Origin of the sequence: Pseudomonas sp. Y39-6, from assembly GCF_023651955.1 — a bacterium.
Classification (GTDB): domain Bacteria; phylum Pseudomonadota; class Gammaproteobacteria; order Pseudomonadales; family Pseudomonadaceae; genus Aquipseudomonas; species Aquipseudomonas veronii.
Map to the genome: position 1 here is coordinate 5,254,991 of NZ_CP069594.1, position 20,488 is coordinate 5,275,478.

Annotated in this window: 16 protein-coding genes; 5 read left to right on the forward strand and 11 right to left on the reverse strand. The window is 58.3% G+C overall.

Going from position 1 to position 20,488, the window contains the following annotated elements; all coding sequences use genetic code 11:
* Positions 1 to 71: 71 nt before the first annotated feature.
* Entirely contained in the window at positions 72 to 1,394 is a 1,323-nt protein-coding gene (locus JN756_RS23830) for a putative porin (RefSeq protein ID WP_057003834.1), read from the forward strand.
* Positions 1,395 to 1,514: 120 nt separating this feature from the next.
* Here JN756_RS23830 and JN756_RS23835 read toward each other — a convergent pair whose 3' ends face one another.
* From JN756_RS23835 to aceK, 5 genes are all read right to left on the reverse strand, one after another.
* The gene (locus JN756_RS23835; protein ID WP_017845273.1) at positions 1,515 to 1,748 is read right to left on the reverse strand and encodes an anti-sigma factor family protein; all 234 of its coding nucleotides are present in this window, start codon (positions 1,746 to 1,748) and stop codon (positions 1,515 to 1,517) included.
* Positions 1,742 to 2,356, reverse strand: a complete 615-nt coding sequence (locus JN756_RS23840; protein ID WP_017845272.1) for an RNA polymerase sigma factor — start codon at positions 2,354 to 2,356, stop codon at positions 1,742 to 1,744. Before JN756_RS23840 ends, JN756_RS23835 begins: the two co-directional genes overlap by 7 nt.
* A gap of 86 nt (positions 2,357 to 2,442) precedes the next feature.
* A complete protein-coding gene (locus JN756_RS23845; protein WP_017845271.1) occupies positions 2,443 to 3,564 on the reverse strand; it encodes a beta-ketoacyl-ACP synthase III in 1,122 nt (373 codons plus the stop codon).
* A 228-nt stretch (positions 3,565 to 3,792) separates the two neighbouring features.
* The gene (gene hrpA, locus JN756_RS23850; protein WP_201021428.1) at positions 3,793 to 7,704 is read right to left on the reverse strand and encodes an ATP-dependent RNA helicase HrpA; all 3,912 of its coding nucleotides are present in this window, start codon (positions 7,702 to 7,704) and stop codon (positions 3,793 to 3,795) included.
* 70 nt (positions 7,705 to 7,774) lie between these two features.
* Positions 7,775 to 9,496, reverse strand: a complete 1,722-nt coding sequence (aceK, locus tag JN756_RS23855) for a bifunctional isocitrate dehydrogenase kinase/phosphatase (protein ID WP_046489433.1) — start codon at positions 9,494 to 9,496, stop codon at positions 7,775 to 7,777.
* Positions 9,497 to 9,753: 257 nt separating this feature from the next.
* Between aceK and JN756_RS23860 the strand changes: the two genes are divergently transcribed.
* From JN756_RS23860 to JN756_RS23875, 4 genes are all read left to right on the forward strand, one after another.
* A complete protein-coding gene (locus JN756_RS23860; RefSeq protein ID WP_104902676.1) occupies positions 9,754 to 10,644 on the forward strand; it encodes a DMT family transporter in 891 nt (296 codons plus the stop codon).
* 88 nt (positions 10,645 to 10,732) lie between these two features.
* Positions 10,733 to 12,331, forward strand: a complete 1,599-nt coding sequence (locus JN756_RS23865) for a hypothetical protein (RefSeq protein ID WP_104902675.1) — start codon at positions 10,733 to 10,735, stop codon at positions 12,329 to 12,331.
* Positions 12,332 to 12,508: 177 nt separating this feature from the next.
* Entirely contained in the window at positions 12,509 to 13,936 is a 1,428-nt protein-coding gene (locus tag JN756_RS23870; protein ID WP_201021429.1) for a hypothetical protein, read from the forward strand.
* 634 nt (positions 13,937 to 14,570) lie between these two features.
* Entirely contained in the window at positions 14,571 to 15,050 is a 480-nt protein-coding gene (locus tag JN756_RS23875; protein WP_177029532.1) for a hypothetical protein, read from the forward strand.
* A gap of 231 nt (positions 15,051 to 15,281) precedes the next feature.
* Here JN756_RS23875 and JN756_RS23880 read toward each other — a convergent pair whose 3' ends face one another.
* Genes JN756_RS23880 through JN756_RS23905 form a run of 6 tightly spaced genes read right to left on the reverse strand, consistent with a single transcriptional unit; the run spans position 15,282 to position 20,474 of the window.
* Positions 15,282 to 15,689, reverse strand: coding sequence for a GtrA family protein (locus tag JN756_RS23880; RefSeq protein WP_104904522.1), 408 nt, complete (start codon positions 15,687 to 15,689; stop codon positions 15,282 to 15,284).
* A complete protein-coding gene (locus tag JN756_RS23885; protein WP_104902670.1) occupies positions 15,689 to 16,642 on the reverse strand; it encodes a WxcM-like domain-containing protein in 954 nt (317 codons plus the stop codon). The genes JN756_RS23880 and JN756_RS23885 overlap by 1 nt, the downstream gene beginning before the upstream one ends.
* Entirely contained in the window at positions 16,629 to 17,579 is a 951-nt protein-coding gene (locus JN756_RS23890; RefSeq protein WP_104902669.1) for a glycosyltransferase family 2 protein, read from the reverse strand. The genes JN756_RS23885 and JN756_RS23890 overlap by 14 nt, the downstream gene beginning before the upstream one ends.
* Positions 17,576 to 18,673: a DegT/DnrJ/EryC1/StrS family aminotransferase gene (locus JN756_RS23895; RefSeq protein WP_177029531.1), complete on the reverse strand. Its 1,098-nt coding sequence runs from the start codon at positions 18,671 to 18,673 to the stop codon at positions 17,576 to 17,578. Before JN756_RS23895 ends, JN756_RS23890 begins: the two co-directional genes overlap by 4 nt.
* 14 nt (positions 18,674 to 18,687) lie before the next feature.
* Complete coding sequence (locus JN756_RS23900) at positions 18,688 to 19,314, reverse strand: hypothetical protein (RefSeq protein ID WP_236255056.1); 627 nt, start codon at positions 19,312 to 19,314, stop codon at positions 18,688 to 18,690.
* Positions 19,311 to 20,474: a glycosyltransferase family protein gene (locus tag JN756_RS23905; protein ID WP_236255057.1), complete on the reverse strand. Its 1,164-nt coding sequence runs from the start codon at positions 20,472 to 20,474 to the stop codon at positions 19,311 to 19,313. The genes JN756_RS23900 and JN756_RS23905 overlap by 4 nt, the downstream gene beginning before the upstream one ends.
* Positions 20,475 to 20,488 lie beyond the last annotated feature (14 nt).

Consider the following 20,488-nt stretch of genomic DNA (forward strand, 5'->3'; position numbering starts at 1 on the left):
TTTTTTCCGTCCGTCATCGGTCGGTTGTGTCCTGGATGGTTTGCCATCCCTCCTCACTTTCGGAGATTGATATGCGTCTTGCTTCCACTAAAACTGCGGCGGCCCTTTGTGGCGGCTTGCTGCTGGCCCTGAGCGTTCCGGCCAGCGCTGCAGTCGACGCTAAATTGCTCGACATGCTCAAGGCCAACGGTCAAATCTCGGCTTCGCAGTACACTGAACTGCAAGCTGAGCTGGCCAAGGATCAGAAAGAAAAGCAGATCGCACAGCAAGCTCAACAAGAGACCAACGAACAGATCGCGGCCACCGCGAAAAAAGCCAACGACCTGAGCGTGTTCGACCAGAAACTTGCCTGGGCCGCCAAGACCCAGTTCAAGGGTGACGTGCGCTTCCGTCAGGAAACCGTGAAGATCCAGGGCGAATCCAACAACGGTGGCCGTGACAAGGACCGTCAGCGCATCCGTGCCCGTCTCGGCGCCTACACCGAGATCAACGACCAGGTCGACACCGGCATTCGTATCGCCACCGGCAGCAGCGACGATGCGCGCTCCACCAACCAGGACCAGGACAACTACTTCGACAAGAAGTCGATCTGGCTGGACCTCGGCTACATCGACTACCACCCGAAGCAGATCAAGAACCTGCACGTCATCGGCGGCAAGATGCTCCAGCCATGGGTAAACATGGGCGACGTGATCTGGGATAGCGATATCAACCCGGAAGGTCTGGCCCTGACCTACAAATACCCGCTGGGTAGCAGCGCCGAGCTGTTCGGCAGCCTCGGTAACTACAACCTCAAGGACAACGTCGACGGCGACGGCGTGCAATTCCGCCACGACCTGCGCCTGACTTCCGGCCAGTTGGGCACGCGTTTCTCGGTGACCGACAACCTGAAAATGACCCTGGGCGGCAGTATCTACGCCTACCAGAACGACGAAAACAGCACCTGTACGAGCAGCACCACGCCTTGCGCACTGGCGGTCAACGGCAACTCGGCGAACGAACAATTCCGTCTGTACGAAGGTTTTGCCCAAGCCGACATCGGTGGCCTGGCCGTGCCGCTGGCGTTCTACGGTCAGTACGTGAAGAACAACGATGCTTCCAACGATCAGGACACCGCCTGGTTGCTGGGTGCCAAGTCCAAGGTGTTCGGTTTCAACCTGGACTACAACTACCGCGATACACAACGTAACGCTGTGGTAGGCGCCTTCACCGATTCGGACTTCGCCAACGGCACCACCGGTTCGCGCGGTCATAAGATGAAGGTCAGCTACGACATCGACAAGAACTTCGCTGTCGGCGCCACGTACTTCCTGACCAAGGCTGACTACGCCAGCCGCACGCAGCGTGATGCCAACACCAACACCCTGCAGTTGGATGCTGAAGCCAAGTTCTAACTGTAAGTGCGACACGCCTTGGGCCAGGATGGCCCGGGGTGGCTGTAACAGCCTGGCGTGGGTGAATCGGTCCCCATCATCCGTCCGATTCCCCCACGCGAGTCTGTCTTCCCCCCGCCGTTACTGATCCTTGCGCCGCTCGGCGGCCAGCCGTTCAGCCAAGGCATCCACATCCTGTACCGGCGCCTGCGGCATGATCCGCAATGTGGCCTGCAGCAAGCGCATCTGACGGATAAAACGCCGGCAATTAGGGCAGAACATCAAGTGATGACGCACCAGCAGCCGCTCGCGAAAGGTCAACTGACCATCGAGAAAGTCACTGGAACGCGCCACTTGCTCTTTACACGTCAACATTCGCCGGTTTCCTCAAAATGCTCCACCGTGGCGAAGACTTTAAGCCGTGCGCGATGCAACAGCACCCGCACATTGGAGAGCGAAAGCGTCAGAAGATTACAAATCTCCTCCAACTCCAGGCCCTGGCGTTCACGCAGCACCAGTACGCTGCTTTGCAATTCCGACAAGCTCAGCAACGTATGTTCCAGGCATTTGCGCAGTTCGTCCTCCGTGAGCAGGGCTTCCGGGGTGTCCTGGTGCCAGGCAAAAGGGGCGACCGCCCAGTGACCGTCATCCGCGCTGAAACGCTCATCGCCGATCGTGCCGTGGGGCGAGGGCAAATCATCGAGCAACACTTCGCGACGATTCTGTTTGTAGCGGCTCTTGGCGGCATTGGCGGTGATGGTCAGCAGCCAGGTCTTGAGGCTGGAGCGCCCTTCGAACTTGGGCAGGTTGCGTACCACCGACAGCCAGGCGTCCTGTACCACTTCGTCGGCATGACGCTGACCGGCAATCGCGTAGGCCACCGCGCGCATGGCGCTTTGGTATTGGCTGACCAATTCCTTGTAGGCCCGCTGCTCGCCCTTGAGCAAGCGTTCAAGCAGGTGCGCGTCGTCCGCTACTGCCATTCGAGACCTCGGTTTCCAAGTGAGAACGCGATCGGTGTGGGGGCTGGTTTGCCAGCGCCCACATTTGACCGCGGCGAGCCGCAGGATCAGCGTTTGCGCAGGATCACGCTGCCGATCGAATAGCCAGCGCCAAACGAGCTGAGTACCGCCACGGCGCCTTTGGGCAGGTCGTCCTGGTAAGTGTGGAACGCGATCACCGAACCCGCCGAACTGGTGTTGGCGTAGGTGTCGAGAATCACCGGTGCTTCTTCCACCGTGGCTTCACGCCCCAGCAGCTTCTTCACGATCAGGTGGTTCATGCTCAGGTTGGCCTGGTGCAGCCAGAAGCGCTTCACGTCGTTCACGTTCAACTGGTTTTCCGCCAGGTGCGTGCCGATCAACTCAGCGACCATCGGGCAGACATCCCGGAAGACTTTACGGCCTTCCTGCACGAACAGCTTGTCGGGCGCGCCGATGCCCTCTTCCGCCGCGCGGTTGAGGAAGCCGAAGTTGTTGCGGATGGTATTCGAGAACTTGGTCAGCAGCTTGGTGCTGACCACGTCGAACTGGTGCTCGGAGGTCGCCAGGTCAGCGCGTTCGAGGATCACCGCAGTGGCCGCGTCACCGAAAATGAAGTGGCTGTCGCGGTCGCGGAAGTTCAAGTGGCCGGTGCAGACTTCCGGGTTGACCATCAGGATCGCCCGGGCCTGGCCCAGCTTGATGCTGTTGGCGGCGTTCTGGATGCCGAAGGTCGCCGAGGAACACGCCACGTTCATGTCGAAGCCGAAACCGGCGATGCCCAGGGCTTCCTGGACTTCGATGGCGATGGCCGGGTAGGCGCGTTGCAGGTTGGAGCAGGCGACGATCACCCCGTCGATGTCGGCGGCGGTCTTGCCGGCGCGCTGCAGGGCCTGTTCGGCGGCGCCGATGGCCATCTGGCAGAGCACCGACCATTCGTCGTTGCTGCGCTCGGGCAGGCGCGGGGTCATGCGCTGCGGGTCCAGGATGCCGTCCTTGTCCATCACAAAACGGCTCTTGATGCCCGACGCCTTCTCGATGAAGGCTGCGCTGGACTCCGTCAGCGCCTGCACGTCACCGCGCTCGATGGCGGCGGCGTTCTCCGTGTTGAACTGCTGCACGTAGGTATTGAAAGACTGCACCAGCTCTTCGTTGGAGATGCTGTTGGCCGGGGTGTACAGGCCAGTGCCGCTGATGACGACGTTATGCACGGTCGTTCCTCTAAATCTGTCAGGCAGAAGATATTGGTACCGTCGTACCAAACTGTAAGTCGTTTGATTCCGTCCAGCGGGCATCAAACTGGCAACGCTTTATTCCATCACGCCGCGGCTGCACACCAGCCCATCACGACGCTCCCGGCATTTATAACCGCGAAGTTTGCCACAACCCTGGGGATTTGGCGCCATATCCCGGATAAGCGCCATTGCCCATTGGTGTGATTACGCTTCGACCAGGCTCCATTGCTTGCTCAGGCGCTTGTCGGAAATCGGCACCCGGGTGCCCAACTGCTGGGCAAACAACGACACCCGATATTCCTCCAACCACCAGCGATAGAGCGCTAGCTGGGGGTCGTGCTTGCCTTCCTGAGCATGCTTGTTCAAACGGTTCTGGTACTGCGTCCACAGGCCCGCCAGCTCGCCGCTCCACACCCGATCTTTTTGCACCTGGCTGGGCAGTTTTTCCAGACGCAGCTCGATCGCCTTGAGGAAACGCGGCAACTCCTTGAACCACTGCGCCGGAGTTTCGCGCACAAAGCCGGGATAAACCAGATTGCTCAGTTGCAGCTTGATATCGTTCAAGGCCACCGCCTGGGCCAGGTCGATCTTACCTTTGAAGCGCTTTTGCAGGCCGTGCCAGAGTTTCAACACGTCCAGGGTCAAGCGCGCCAGGCGCTCGGCGTGCTCGGTCCAACCGCCACGCTTGCGCTCGGCCAGCGCCGCCAGCCCGGCGCCGTCACGCGGCAGGCTGGCTTCGCCTTCCAGCACGCAGCTGTCGAGGCTGGCCAGCAAAATATCTTCCACCAGCGCCTCGATGCGCCCCAGTTCGCGGTACATCAGGCCCAGCTCGGTCAGGCCGGGCAATTTGCCGCGCAGGAATTTTGCCGGTTCGGCCAATTGCTGCATCAGCAGGCGCTGCAAGGCCCGACGGTGCTGGAACTCGGCCTCGGCGGCGGTGGAGAAACGTCCTTCCTTGACCGTACCGTTTTCTTCCACCAGCGCCGGGTACACCGTCATCGACAGCCCGGCGATCTTTTGCTGGGTCTTCTCGGCCACCGCCGCGAACACCTTGGCTTCCACCGGCTGTTGGCTTTTTGCCGTTTGCGGCACGGCCAACGCGGCCTGGCTGGCCTCGGCAAAGCGCGCGGTCAGTTCGGCCAGGTCGCGGCCTTCGCCGAGAAACTTGCCCTGGCCGTCGACCACTTCCAGGTTCATCTTCAGGTGGCTTTCCACCTGCTGCGCGGCCTCGGCCCAGGCTTCATCGCTGACGCGCGCGCCGGTCATGCGCAGCAGTTCGCGCCCCAGCGCCTGGGGCAGCGAGCCCTGGGCGAATTCGATACGTTGCAGGGCGGCCCTGACGAAGTCCGGCACCGGCACGAAATTCTTGCGCAGGGCCTTGGGCAGGTTGCGCACCAAGGCGATGCACTTGGCTTCGATCACCCCCGGCACCAGCCATTCCAGGCGTTCGGCGGGCAAGGCCGGCAACAGCGGCGCCGGCACGCGCAAGGTCACGCCGTCACGCGGGTGGTTGGGTTCGAAGTGGTAACTCAAGGCCAGCGCCAGGTCGCCCAGGTGCAGGGTGTCCGGGTAATGCGCGGCGGTGACTTCGCTGGCGTCGCGGGCCAGTACGTCTTCCTCGCGCATGATCAACAATTGCGGGTCTTTCTGGCTGTTGACCTTGTACCAGCTGTCGAACGTCGCGGTCTGGTGGATCTCCGCCGGCAAGCGCGCATCGTAGAACGCGTACAGCGTCTCTTCGTCGGCCAGGATGTCGCGCCGACGCGCCTTGGCTTCCAGCTCGTCGAGCTGCTCCAGCAACTGCTGATTGGCGGTCAGGCACTTGGCCCGGGACTGGATTTCGCCGCGCACCAGGCCTTCGCGGATAAACAGCTCGCGCGACACCACCGGGTCGACCGGCCCGTAATGCACCGGCCGGCGCCCGACCACGATCAGCCCGAACAGGGTGATCTGCTCGAACGCCACCACTTGGCCGCGCTTCTTCTCCCAATGCGGTTCGAAGTGGTTTTTCTTGATCAGGTGCCCAGCCAGCGGTTCGATCCAGTCGGCATCGATCTTCGCCACCATGCGTGCGTACAGCTTGGTGGTTTCGACCAGCTCGGCGGTCATCAGCCACTGCGGACGTTTCTTGCCGATGCCCGACGACGGGTGAATCCAGAAGCGCCGCTGACGCGCACCCAGGTAATCGCCGTCTTCGGTTTTCTGCCCGATCTGACTGAGCAGGCCCGACAGTACGGCTTTGTGCAGTTTCGCGAAGTCGGCCGGGTCCTTGTTGACGGTCAGCTGCATGTCGCGGCAGATCAGGCTCAACTGGCGATGGGAATCGCGCCACTCGCGCAGGCGCAGGTAGTTGAGGAAGTTCTTGCGACACCAGTTGCGCAGCGGGCTGGCGGTCAGTTCCTGGCGCTGCTCTTCAAAGCCACGCCACAGATTGACCAGCCCGGCGAAGTCCGAATCGGCGTCCTTCCATTGTGCGTGGGCCTGGTCGGCGGCCTGTTGGCGTTCCGGCGGGCGCTCGCGCGGGTCCTGGATCGACATGGCGCTGGCCACGATCAGCACTTCCTGCAGGCTGCCCAGCTTGGCGGCTTCAAGCAGCATGCGGCCCATGCGCGGGTCCACCGGCAGGCGCGCCAACTGGCGGCCCAGCGGGGTCAGTTGGCTGTTGCGGTCGACCGCCGACAGTTCTTGCAGCAGGTTGAAACCATCGCTGATGGCCTTGCCGTCCGGCGGTTCGATAAACGGGAAGTCGCTGATTTCGCCCAGGCGCAGGTGCAGCATCTGCAGGATCACAGCCGCCAGGTTGGTGCGCAGGATCTCCGGGTCGGTAAATTCCGGACGGCCGATAAAGTCTTCTTCGCTGTACAGCCGGATGCAAATCCCCGGCTCGACCCGGCCGCAGCGGCCTTTACGCTGGTTGGCGCTGGCCTGGGAGATCGCCTCGATGGGCAGACGCTGCACCTTGGCGCGGTAGCTGTAGCGGCTGATGCGCGCGGTGCCGCTGTCGATCACATAACGAATGCCCGGCACGGTCAGCGAGGTTTCGGCGACGTTGGTCGCCAGCACCACGCGCCGGCCCGGGTGGGACTGGAAAATGCGCTGCTGTTCGGCCGGTGACAGGCGCGCGTACAGCGGCAAAATCTCGGTGTGCTTGAGCTGGGCCTTGCGCAGCATGTCGGCGGCATCGCGAATCTCGCGCTCGCCCGGCAGGAACACCAGCACGTCGCCAGGGCTGCGCCGCTCGCTGCGCTCGTAGGCGGCGATTTCATCGAGGGTGGCGAGGATCGCCTGGTCGACGGTCAAGTCGTCCTCGACGCGGTTGCCCTCCTCGTCCTGTTCCAGGGTCAGCGGGCGATACCAGGTGTCCACCGGGAAGGTGCGGCCCGACACTTCGACAATCGGCGCATCGTCGAAATGCTTGGAGAAGCGCTCCAGGTCGATGGTGGCCGAGGTGATGATGACTTTCAGGTCCGGGCGACGCGGCAACAGGGTTTTCAGGTAGCCGAGCAGGAAGTCGATGTTCAGGCTGCGTTCGTGGGCTTCGTCGACGATGATCGTGTCGTAGCGTTCGAGGTAGCGGTCGTTCTGGGTTTCCGCCAGCAGGATACCGTCGGTCATCAGCTTGATCAGGGTGTTGGAATCACTCTGGTCTTCGAAGCGCACCTGATAACCGACCAGTGCGCCGAGCGGCGTGGCCAACTCTTCGGCAACCCGGCTGGCGACGCTGCGCGCTGCGATCCGACGTGGCTGGGTGTGGCCGATCAGGCCGTATTGGCCACGACCGATCTCCAGGCAGATTTTCGGCAACTGGGTGGTCTTACCCGAACCGGTCTCGCCGGCGATGATCAGCACCTGATGCTTGAGCAACGCCGCCTTGATTTCGTCGCGCTTGGCGGCGATCGGCAGGCTGTCGTCGTAGCGGATCAGCGGCAGGCTGGCGCGCCGCGCCGTGACCTGGGCGCAGGACGCCTGCATGCGCGTCACCCACTGCGCCAGCTTCTCCTCATCGGGCTTCTTGCGCAGCTCGAGCAACTGCCGCCGCAAACGGTGGCGGTCGGCGAGCATGGCGTGATCGAGGTTTTTCAGCAGTTGGTCGATAGCGGGCGCTTGGTCAGTCATCAGGTGCGTTTTGGTCGTCTATTTATGCAGGGGGCGGATTGTCGCAGAAAACCGCCGGCATGCGCGCCCCTCATTCGTTCTCGCGTTCCTTGCGCCGGTATGGAAACACATCGATGACCTTTCCGGCGCGAATCGCGTCCTGCAGGCCCTTCCAGTAGTCAGCATCGTACAACTCGCCGTGCAGTTGATCGAACAGCTTGCGCTGGCCGGCGTCGGCGAACAGGAACGGCGGGAACTCTTCGGGGAACACATCCAGCGGGCCGATGGAGTACCAGGGCTCCGAGGCCATTTCATCCTCCGGCGTGCGGGGCGCGGGGATGTGGCGGAAGTTGGCTTCGGTGAGGTAGCAGATCTCGTCGTAGTCGTAGAACACCACGCGGCCGTGGCGGGTGACGCCGAAGTTCTTCAGCAGCATGTCGCCGGGGAAAATGTTCGCCGCCGCCAGTTGCTTGATCGCCAGGCCATAGTCTTCCAAGGCTTCGCGCTCCTGGGCGGGGCTGGCGTTGTCGAGGTAGAGGTTGAGCGGGGTCATGCGCCGTTCGGTCCAGCAGTGGCGGATCAGCACGGTGTCGCCTTCGACGGCAACGGTGCTGGCGGCCACGTCGAGCAATTCGGCCAGGCACTCGGGCTCGAACTTGCTCAACGGAAAGCGAAAATCGGCGAACTCCTGGGTATCGGCCATGCGCCCGACGCGGTCCACGCTTTTGACCAAGCGGTACTTCTCGATCACGGTGGCGCGACTGACGTTTTTCGACGGCGAGAAGCGGTCCTTGATGATCTTGAACACCGTGTTGAAGCCCGGCAACGTAAACACGCTCATGACCATGCCGCGGATACCGGGAGCCATGATGAACTGATCGTCGGTGGTGGCCAGGTGGTTGATCAGCGCGCGATAGAATTCCGACTTGCCGTGCTTGTAGAAGCCGATCGAGGTGTACAGCTCGGCAATGTGCTTGCCCGGCAGGATGCGCTTGAGGAAGCCGATGAACTCCGCCGGCACCGGCACGTCGACCATGAAGTAGGAGCGGGTGAAGGAGAAAATGATCGACACATCGGCTTCGTCGGTGATCAGCGCGTCGATCTGGATGCCCTGCCCTTCGCGGTGCAGCAGCGGAATCACGAGGGGCCACTGCTCGTCACGGGTGTAGATGCGTCCGACAAGGTAGGCACCCTTGTTGCGGTAGAGCACCGAGGAAAACAGCTCGACCTTCAGCTCAGGGTCCTTGCACACCCAGTCCGGCAGGTTCTCGCGCAGTTGCACTTCGAGGCGGCGCAGGTCGGCCGGCAGGTCCGCGTAAGGCTCGCTGAAGCTGTAATCAGCGAAAATCTGCGCCAGCATGTCGGAAATTTTGCCGACTGGGGTGTAGACCCGGGTTTGCGCCGCCCTCGCCCGGCGTAGGCTCGGCCGCGTGGTGTGGACGAACATGCAGCCGTCACTGATCAGGTCATGGCTGAACAGGCCACAGAAGATCGAGTTGTACCAGGTCTCGGACAGCTCATCGTCAAAGCGCAGGTCGATCAGGCCGATGTAGGCGCTTTTCACCAACGGCCAGGCCTCGATGTCCATCAGGGTGGCGTCATCGAAGCTCGCCCGCAGGCGGCTCGTCACTTCGCTGACTTTCTCCTCATACAGGTTGATACGCGCCGCCGAAGCCGCCTGGCCCTGCTGCCACTGGGCCTTTTCGAAACGTTCACGGGCACCATCGGTGATCTGGCGGAAGTGCTCGCGGTAATCGTCGAAGCCATCGAGGATCATCTGGGCGATAGCGAGGGCGGGTGTGCGCTGCGACATGCGGGAAACCTCGGACGGGTATCTGAAAGCCCAGAGCTTAGCCAGTGAATGCAGGCAGGAGAAGCAGTCATTTAGCATGTTGGTTTGTGGACTTTCGTTCATTTCGCCGATTGATGGGCGTTGCTGGAAACACTCAGCGCTGCCCCCCGCGCAAATTGGCCAGCAGAGGCCGGTGACGCGGTTTTTCCGGTAATCAGCGATTGTGTCGAGCCGGGCGCTGGGCAACACTCCCCGTCCGATTGATGTAGGAGTTTTCCGTGAGACCTGTCGACACCCTATACCTGCTGGGGCTGGCCGCGATCTGGGGCGCGAGTTTCCTGTTCATGCGTATTATCGCCCCGGAAATCGGCACGCTGCCGACCGCGTTCTTCCGCGTGTCGATTGCCGCCGCCGGGTTGCTGGTGATGCTCGCGGTGATGCGCGTGAACTGGGACTTCCAAGGCAAGTTCAAGACCATCCTGCTGCTGGGCGTGATCAACTCCGGCATACCCGCGACCCTGTACTCCGTGGCGGCCCAGGTGTTGCCGGCGGGTTACTCGGCGATCTTCAATGCCACCACGCCGTTAATGGGCGTGCTGATTGGCGGATTGTTTTTCAGCGAACGCCTGACGCCATCGAAAGTCGCCGGGGTGTGCCTGGGCCTGTTTGGCGTGGGCGTGCTGACCCGCGCCGGGCCGGTGGCGTTTGACCTGGAATTGTTGATGGGCGCGTTGGCCTGCTTGTTGGCCACCACTTGCTACGGCTTTGCCGGGTTTCTCGCGCGCCGCTGGCTGGATCAGCGCGGCGGGCTCGACAGTCGGCTCGCGGCCCTGGGCAGCATGCTCGGCGCGACCTTGTTCCTGCTGCCGCTGTTTGCCTACAGCGCCATCGTTCATCCGCCGGCAAGCTGGGGCGGCTGGCACGTGTGGTTGTCGTTGCTCGGGTTGGGGCTGATGTGTACGGCGTTTGCCTACGTCCTGTACTTTCGCCTGCTGACAGCCATTGGCCCGGTGCGATCGATGACCACCACCTTCCTGATCCCGCCGTTCGGGGTGCTGTGGGGTGCGTTGCTGCTGGATGAGCCGCTGTCGATGGCGCATCTGTATGGCGGGGTGCTGATTGCGGGGGCACTGTGGTTGGTGTTGCGGGTGGGCAAGTCAACCAGGTGAGCGTCGTGGCCGACGCATCGATTCACCTACCCTGAGCCCCGCTGAAGAGGCATAGTGCACGCCATCGGGAAATGACGCGGAATGAACCATGAATCACGCTATACATGAACGGGCCGTAAACACACTCGTTCTTTTGGCCTTGTCGGCCTCTTTCGTCATCGGCAATTTTCTTTGGCAAGGCCATGATAGTTTTAACCTCTGGGATGAAGGGTTCCTGTGGTACGGCGCGAAGCAAATCATTGCCGGGCAAATTCCGATCCGTGACTTCATGGCTTATGACCCTGGCCGATATTTTTGGTCTGCAGGCTACTTTTCCCTTGTAGGCGATACGGGAATCATGGCACTGCGCGCCTCCGTGGCGATGTTTCAAGTATTGGGCGTATATGCAGGGCTTTGGACCATCGCCATTGCGTTACGAGGAAACTCTCTCAAAAAGCTCGCTTTTCTATGTATCACCGGCCTTGCGCTCATGGCCTGGATGTACCCACGGCACAAGATTTTTGATATTTCGATTTCAATGATCATCGTTGCAGGCCTGACTTACCTCCTGCTTAACCCGACAGTAAAACGCTACTTCCTGCTTGGCGTGATCATCGGTCTCGCGGCCGTATTTGGCCGTAATCATGGCGTATACGGCGCCGTGGCCAGCGTAACGGCCATGAGTTGGCTCGCCATTAGGGCATCCGATCAGGGGCAACGATTCAAGGGCGTCCCGGCCTGGGCAGCGGGAGTGGCCGTAGGCTACCTGCCGGTCATCGCCATGTGTTTGTTCATACCCGGTTACTTCTCAGCCTTCATAGACACGATTGTGTTCATGCTCGAACAAGGCAACACCAATCTGCCGCTACCCGTCCCCTGGCCTTGGACCGTTGGCTTCGGAACCGCCGGCGTAGTCATCGAGACCAGATGGTTCCTCATCGGCCTCTGCTTCATGGCATTGCTGGCATTCGGTATTGGCGCACTGGGCTGGGTGTTTAAAGAACGGCTGCGAGGTAGACCCGTGCGCCCTGAACTGGTGGCCGTGGCTTGCGCAACGCTTCCGTATGCCCACTTTGCCTTTGCAAGGGCAGACGTCGGCCACCTCGCGCAGGGCATTTATCCGATGCTCCTCGGTATCTTCATCCTTTTGGCCACACTCAGAACGTGGGCGTCAAAACTGATACTGAGTGTGCTTACCGCCGCTGTCAGCTTGTTCATACTTGCCGCCTGGCAGCCTGGAATACTCGCTCGCACCCAAGATGGCTGGAGGCAGATCAACGTCTCGGGTTCGACCATATCCATGGACCCCGGTACCGCCGATGCGGTACAGCTCCTTAGGGACCTGACTGGCCGTTATGCCCCAGAGGGCCGAACGGTGCTGGTCCTGCCGTTCTGGCCCGGCGCCTACCCCTTGCTGGAACGGGAAGCGCCCCTTTGGGAGATATACGCACTTTCACCGCGCACCGAGGACTTCCAGCGCGCGGAAATCGAACGGATAAAGAATGCCGACCCAGGGTTCGTGCTGGTCTTCAACATGGCGATGGACAGTCGGGAAGCGTTGAGATTTTCCAATTCCCATCGATTGATGGACGACTATATCCGCGCCCATTTTGAACCGGTTCAGCCCACGCCTGATCCGGCCTACCAGATTTATAAAGCGTTACCCAAGGCGAAAATAAACCCGACCAGTGAAAAGGTTGTAGATTGATCGACAAATAGCCAGTTGATTTGTAAACTCGCCGACCGCGAGCATTGACATCGTTACATAGCGCCAACCTGAAAATTGACGCTCGCTCTGGTAACTGAAATTATTATGGATGAGGATGGATCGGTTTTGGTTAACTTTGATCGAAGCCTAGTCGGATTATCTGGCAGGCATGTAGCGATGGCCGTCGTTGCACTAATGTTTCTTACCTACTTATGGATAGGTGTTATTCCACTCCACGAAGGTGCGGGCTGGGACGGGAACGATTATGTCGCGTATGTAAAGTTACTGGCGACTGGTGTACCGATCACTAACGACCCGTATCGACTCGTCAGAATGTCAGGGTTTGTTCAATTGATGCCTTTCGCCTGGCGCGGAGAAGGGAAGGAAACACTGGTTTTCATTCAGCGGTTGTTCAACATCGGCATTATGGCCGTCGGAACAGGCTGTTTGTTCAGCTGCTTGCGGAAATTGGGCGTGACGCCGCACAAAGCCATTTTATCCGTGATCCTGTTTACATTCAGCTGGGCAAGTTTGGTAATCCCAGTCTTTTATCCGATCCTGAGCGACAACCTGGCGATCCCTTTTAGTTGTATTGCCTTGTGGTGCTGGGTTAATCAGAAAAAATTTGCCCTGCACATTATATGCGCCTGGTTTGTCTGGTTGTTCCCAGCGCTATTTGTTGTCCCACTGGGGTTAATTGCCTTTCCCTACGGCACTATTAACAACACCACGATCAACATCAAGCAAGTTAAACGTATACAAAAATCATTATTTGCACTGTTTTTAGTGATTGGGCTCCTAGCTTACCATCACTTCATGAAAGATATCACCACGCTGAAAATCTCCACTCATATTATCAGCGGCGGGCAAACAGCCCTCGTGGGCTTCATACCGCTCTCACTCTTGGTCCAGTGTATCATTATCGCGTTGCTCGCCTGGATTGCCGCGAGCATTGCGTGCAGCCCGCAACTCTATCGAGGCCTCAAACTTCAAAGCCTGGTGCTGGGCGTCTGTACGGTCGCCATCAGCTTCCTGGTCATGCGTTCCGTGATTGATTTTTCGACCGGTTTCCAAGGCCCGCCGCTGACCGCAAACCTGATGATGCAGAGCGCCGGGGCGCCTCTTAAACCCTGGATATCGCATTTCCTTTACTTTGGTTTCTGCGTTCTGATTGTGGCCATGTACTGCATCCGATGGTCGTTCAACGGCGACCGTACAGTACCGATCGGCCTGCTGGTGATATTCATGCTGTTCTCTCCACTCTTGAGTTTTGGCTCCGAGAGCCGGCAGTGGATCGGGATCTTTCCGGTGGCCATTGTGATCTACGCGCTGATGGAGATTAAATGGCGGCAGCAGGTGTTTCTTGCGATAGTCGCTGTCCTCTCTCTCTTCACGTTGTACGGGCTCAGGGACGCGTCTCAGGCTGCAGTCGAGCAAACCCTGGGGCTGCAAAGCTCCGAATGGCAGTACTACTTCGGTCGTCAAGGCCCGTGGATGTCTGTGGAGTCTTACGAGTCTGGCGTGGTTGCACTGATCATGGTGGCCATCACTTATCTTTACCTGGGTGTAACGGGTAACAAAAAAATGGCCGTACCCGATACCTGAAACTCATGACACAAGCGTCAAAAAGCCCGCCGTTGCGGGCTTTTTCATGGGCATAAAAAGGTATCTCTGCGCTCCCGAACGAATCGACATGCGAAATCCATTGACGGCCGGCGGCCATGGGCCCTCTGGCCGCACGTTATAGAAAGACGGGCAAACTTTCCACGCCAGCACTTTTACTTATAACTTTATAAAGCGCGGTCAATTAAATATTAATGACATTCGAAAACCGAAAAAACATAACCTCATCATCAAGCCCGAGCGGCTACCGCACTGAAAACCTTCACACTGGTTATCCAATGCCTTGTTTTAAAACATGCAGGGCGCGTCGCGGGGTCTAAAACCAGCTCCCAACCCGCGCAGGAGATACTCAACAGACGCGGTATCAATCAGTACCTGCTCACCGACGGCCCGATAAAAAGGCACGACGTGCGCCATCCAGCCATTCCCCCACTCTTGTACTGTGCTGCCAACCACTACATAATCCGACCGCTGAGGTTGATGTCTTTAGCAACAGGGACGGAGACTGTGCCGTCGATAAATCGTCAGTTTTCGCGATACGCCGATAGCACTGCCAAGCATTTATATAGTTAAGAAATCAATGCTATACACACACTGACACCCCTCAGGAAAAACCATGTACAAGATGATTGCGGCAATAAGTTTTCTCGCTTTAACTGCAGCGACAATGACAGGATGCAACGACAAGGATGGGAGCAAGGGAAATGCAGCTGCCGGTAAGACCACTTATTACCCATCAGACAAATGCACCTTTGACACCATCGGTGGAAAGACCGGCGCAAGCGTTTATGTGCCGCGAGGCGTTGTACAATTCACCGGCTGGGCTATCGACACCGTTAACCAAAGTTCGCCAAAGGAACTCAAACTTCGCCTGATCGGCTACAAGGGTGATCCCGCCACCTTCAAGGAATATACCGTTGTTGATCGCCCGGACCTGGTGAAGGCATTCAACAATCAAAAACTCTTGAAAGCCGGTTTCTCCTTCAAGGCCGATTTATCTGCGTTGGAACTCGGTGGTTACAGCGTCTCCATTGAGATCCCTGGAGAAAGCTCCTCGCTTCTGTGCCAATCCAAAGCGTTGCTGGTCATCGAATAACCCTGAAAGCGGCTGCCATTCTCGAAGGTACCGTCAACGGTGCCAAGAGCATGGGCCTCAAGGCGCGGCGCTGGAGCCTAAAGGCTTTACGCCATTGAAATGCGGAATTCAACGCAACAAAAAAGCCCCGGGACACCTCGCCGCATTCGCAGCAAGAGGTCCCGGGGCTTAAATTTGCCTGACGGTCAGGTGACGGCAGGCGCTTGGCACTGCAGTGTCAGCCTTTATCCATCAACCGCGTTTCGGGGCCGTGGAGAACACGTACCTGGAAAGAACAAACGTCATCGGTACCGTGATCGCGATCGCGATTAACGGAGCGACACGGCTATCAAGCCCAAGTTTCTCAACCCACACCCAGAGAATCAAAAGGCTGGTGAGGTATTGCGCCAGATAAACTAACGGAAATAAAGCGACCGATTTGATGCCCTGATGACTCTTGAAAACAAAGTACCGATTGAGGCTGTACGCAAGCACTATCCCGGCCACGTACGCGACCGTATAACTTGTTTTATAGGACAACACATTCAACAGCAGTAAATAGATTCCGTAGGTGACGAGAGTATTGAAACCGCCCGACACCAGGAACCGGGCAAAATCCACCTGCAGGATTTTAGCCGCTGCGCGCTTGATTCCAGGCATCATCGAGCGTTGGCAATCAGCGATTTGAATTCATCGTAGTTGCGGATGTAGTCGGCCGAATCGTAGTAATGCGACGCAAACACCATCAGCACTGCATCATGGGAATAACGATACTGGATGCCCCATGTCATCGGTGGCAGGTAAATACCCTTGTTGGGCTTATCCAGCACGAACTCTTCGCGGTTCCTGCCGTCGTCCGCGACCACATGCACCGAGCCTTTGACGGCAACCAGAAACTGGTGGCAGACCTTATGCGCATGTTCGCCGCGTGTTTCTGCGGTAGGCACGTCATACACTAGGAAATAACGTTCCGATTTGAACGGGATGGTGCGCTCGAATTCACCCGCGGACAGGCTGCCGCGAATGTCAGCGACTTCAGTCATCGTGTGCAACGTCACACCGCTGACCGTGGTTTGGACCACGCCCGGCTTGCTGGCAACCTTTTCAGCCCCCTCCTGGGAGGTGCTGACAGGCTTGGCATCAACGTAGCCGATAATTTTCGCAGGGTTGCCAACAACGATAGCATTGGGCGGGATAGAACGCGTGACCACCGCACCTGCGCCGATCATTGCGTTGGTGCCAATGGTCAGGCCCGGAAGGATCGTGCAGTTGGCGCCCAGCGAGGCGCCCTTGCGGATGATTGTGCGATCGAAGGCCTGCGGGTAGACCTTGCTGCGCGGAAACAGGTCATTCGTGAAGGTTGCATTCGGACCAATGAAGACGTCGTCTTCAATGGTGATGCCATCCCAGACCTGCACGCCGCATTTGAGCGTGACGCGGTCGCCGATGATCACATCGTTTTCAATGAACACGTTGTCGCATACGTTGCACTCACTGCCCAGGGAGGCCCCAGGCAGAATGTGCGCGAACGCCCAGACTCGCGTGTCTTTACCAATATTCTCGGATTCGCACAGTGCATGACTGTGAACGAAGTATTGCTTAGTGCTGCTCATTCTTATCTCCAAAATCTTCAACGCGCATTGGGATCGCCAAGGGTCGATTTTTTGTATTTTCGTAGGTACGCCATGCATAGGAGCCCACGATGCCCAGCCCCAGGAGATTCAAGCAGCCAAGGAAAGTGATTGTCAGCATGATCATCGCGTAGCCCGGCACTTCGATCATGCCGTGCAGCTTCGCCGCCAATGTGAAAACGCCGAACACCGCCGCCAGCACCGACCCGAAAGCGCCGACGCGGGTCAGCAACCTGATGGGCAGGTCCGTGAAGGAAAACACGCTGTCCATCAGGTAATTGACTTTCTTGCGCAGGGTCCAGGCCGAAGTACCGTGAACTCTTTCTTGACGAGTGTAGGTCACGACTTTGCGGCGATAACCCAACCAGAAAATCTGCGCGATCAGCGAGCTATGTCGCTCATCCAGCGTCAGCAGTGTGTCCCTGAATGCCCGATTGCAGGCAAACATATCGACGCCGCCCGGTGGAATCTCGGGGATGACATACCGGCGGTAAAGGCCCCAGAAGAGGCTGGACGCCATGCGACTGCCCCACGGGTCCTGCCGCCCTTCTCGAACACCAACGACAACATCGGTGTCCTGGCCCAACAGCACGCGGTTCATTTCAAGAACCAGTTCAGGCGGCTCCTGCAGGTCCGCAGCCATCACCGCAAATCGGTCGCCGCTGCCATTTTGCAACCCTGTACGAATAGCCATGAACGAGCCAAAGTTCTTCGACAGCAAAATGAGCTTGGATCGGAAAGGCTGCGCAGGCAGCTTCTCTCGCAAAATCTCATAGCAACGGTCCGGACTGCCGTCCACAACGAACACAACCTCAAGGTCGTTATCAAGCTGCGTATTCAGGCCAGCTATGGCGACGAGCAGATCGGGAAGATTGCCCTCGTTGCGATATACGGGGATGACCAACGTCAGCAAGGTTATTTCCCCTCAGAGAAGTAAGCAGTGACGGCCTCGATCACGCGATCGACTTCTTCGTCGGTCAGGCCAGGGTAGCAAGGCAGCGAGATAACCGTGTCACACGCTTGCTCGGTCACGCTCAAAGCGGCTGGCGTGGCAGCGTAAGCCGGTTGCTTGTGGTCAGCGATCGGGTAATGGATGTCGGTGCTGACGCTCTTTTCTTTCAACGCTGCAGCAAACTCCGCTCTCGCTTTCACACGCACGACGTAGAGGTGGCCTACATAATCTTCGCCGGTGGAGCACGGCAATTGCATATCCAGTGCCGCGAACGCCGCGTTGTAGCGCTTGGCGATCGAACGACGTTGCTCGTTCCAGGTATCCAGATGCGGGAGTTTCACACGAAGGATCGCGGCCTGCATTTCGTCAAGGCGGCTGTTGCGGCCGCCAGGGACGGACACTTGGTACTTTTGAGTCCAGCCGTATTGGCGCAACTGACGGATGCGAGTCGCGAGTTCGTCGTTATCGGTGACCACTGCGCCACCATCACCCAGGGCACCAAGATTTTTGGTGGGGTAAAAGCTGAAGCACGCAATCGTGCCAAAACTGCCGGCCTGTTTGCCATTGCGTCGCGCACCGTGGGATTGGGCGCAATCCTCCAACACCGGGACGCCGGCAGCCGAAGCGATACGGACGATTTCCTCGATGTTGGCCAGTTGACCGTAAAGGTGCGTCACGATCACCGCTGCGGGTTTGCTGTCCAATACGGCAGCAAGAGCTTTCGGGCAAATAGTCAAGCTGGTCGGGTCGACGTCAACGTACACAGGCTCTGCGCCGACCGCATGAATCGCGGTGCTGCCGTAGAAACCAGCGTTGGCAACGGCAACGACGTGGTGGCCGGACTCAACGCCAAGGCCCTTCAACGCAAGCTCAAGCGCATCTGAGCCGTTGGCAACACTGATGCAGTGCTTGATGCCTACATAGTTTGCGAATTCCTCTTCGAACAGCTTCACCTCGTTCCCGAGAACGTACCAGTGGCTGTCCAATACAGCTTTCAGAGGGGTGACGAAATCAAGGCCAGCGTTTGCCTTGACGGCCGAAAAAAGAACGATATTTTCCATAAAAAGTCCAAAAGTCACTGAGCAGGATGGTTGGCCTTGTCACAAAGGCTTGGCATTGCGAACAGCTGTAGAGATGAGGTGAGGGTGTAGAGAGTGACCTTGCAACCCTCTGTGTTGAGTGAGCGGGTAACCTGACCCGAATAGCCTGTGCGCAATGCCCTTGGAGCATTAAGCGCCTTGGCGACATCAGGCCGATCCTGGTCGACCGCCAATACGCCAATGACCTTTTCATTTTCAACGGCGATCACAAACTCCGGCGTACCGGCGCTTTCCGGCACATACGTCCAGCCGCTGAGCTTCCAGCCGTTGTCAGCCTTGGAACCCTGGTCGATATTGCCCATCGCCGACGCATCGGCAGCGCGCGGCAGCGTCAGGTACGCCTGCGCCGTTTCAGGCACAACCAGCCGACTGGACACTTCATCCTGAGCCAATGAAAACTTGCTCGAAGCGCCTTTACCGAGGCTTTGATAAAAAGCGTTCTGAATCGCACCACCGATGACCGACGCCTTCAGATTTCCGGCGGCAGTGATATTGACGCTCCAACTCAACAAATTGCTCAGCACCATGAAGACAAGCAACACGACCAGGGCGATGCCGATTTTCTTCGCAGCACCGGTGTTTATTGGTTCATGCTCGATCATTTGGCCATCCTTTCTATCAGCCGCTTGGCGGTCAACGAAAGAAGAAGGCCTAGAAAGGGAATGGTCACAAACAAGTACCTGCCCTGCGGCTGCGGAAGTGAGTTTTGAGAAGCAATGAGGCTGAATAATGTCATGGCGGGAAACAGACCAATGATCATAACAAGGGGCAATACGTAATCCAGCGCGATGTCCCGCTTGGACTCTGTGGTGTTCAACGGTTTGATCTGGTCAAGTGCTACGCAAATAGCGCCGACCAGGGCAAACGCTGCCAATTGGTAATAGGCAGTGGGGATGAATAAATTCATCCAGCCCGTCACAGAGAAATAGCTTTTCAAGGTCAACCCCAGCCACGGCCAAAGGTTCGCCATGTTCAAGAAGTGGTGCTCACACCGTAAGTAGCAAGTACCAAAACCTGCGGCAGGATTGAGCCTGTGCAGATTGACGAACTCGATCTGGCCGGATATGCCCGATATTTCGCCATATTTGTGATAGACAAGCACCAGCATGGGTGCGGCCAGCACAATGGCGGCGACGATCATCGTGGGCATATGCGTCAGCACGTGCTTGTTCTTGAACACGCGCACCGACGCGACCATGACGAAGGCAAACACCAGCGCTGGAATAAAATACAGCTTGGCCATCAACATCAGGCCGATTGCCAGCCCAAAATACAGCGCGCGCTTGCGGGTGGGTGACTGTATGAAACTCGTCAGTGTGCTGATCAATAGCGCAATACTTGCCAGCCCATAGGCATCGCTGTTCAGATAACAGAACACAAACGTCACTTGTGGAATCAGGGCAATAACGCCGGCAATCAGCGCCGACATGGCTGGCGACAACCCGCTCGCGCGGGACGTGCGGAACAGCGCGCAAATGAATACGCCGCCCAGAATCCAATTGAAGCTGCGGGCACCCAGGTAGAGCATGTCAGGCGACACTATCCAGCTGCTCACATACGTGGTTGCCAAGGCGCCCAGGATGTGTGGAAAAGGAAGCCCGTGGTACCAGAACTCGCCCTTTTGCCAGGTATGCCCGGAAATAGCACCCACGAAGGACTCATGCGGCTCGGTAGCGAGCGGCAAGGCATGCGCTGCGTTCAGGTACTCCAACAAGTAAAAATGGGTCGACTCGTCGGGCGCACCATTGAAGGCAATGCCCAACGACCAACTCGCAA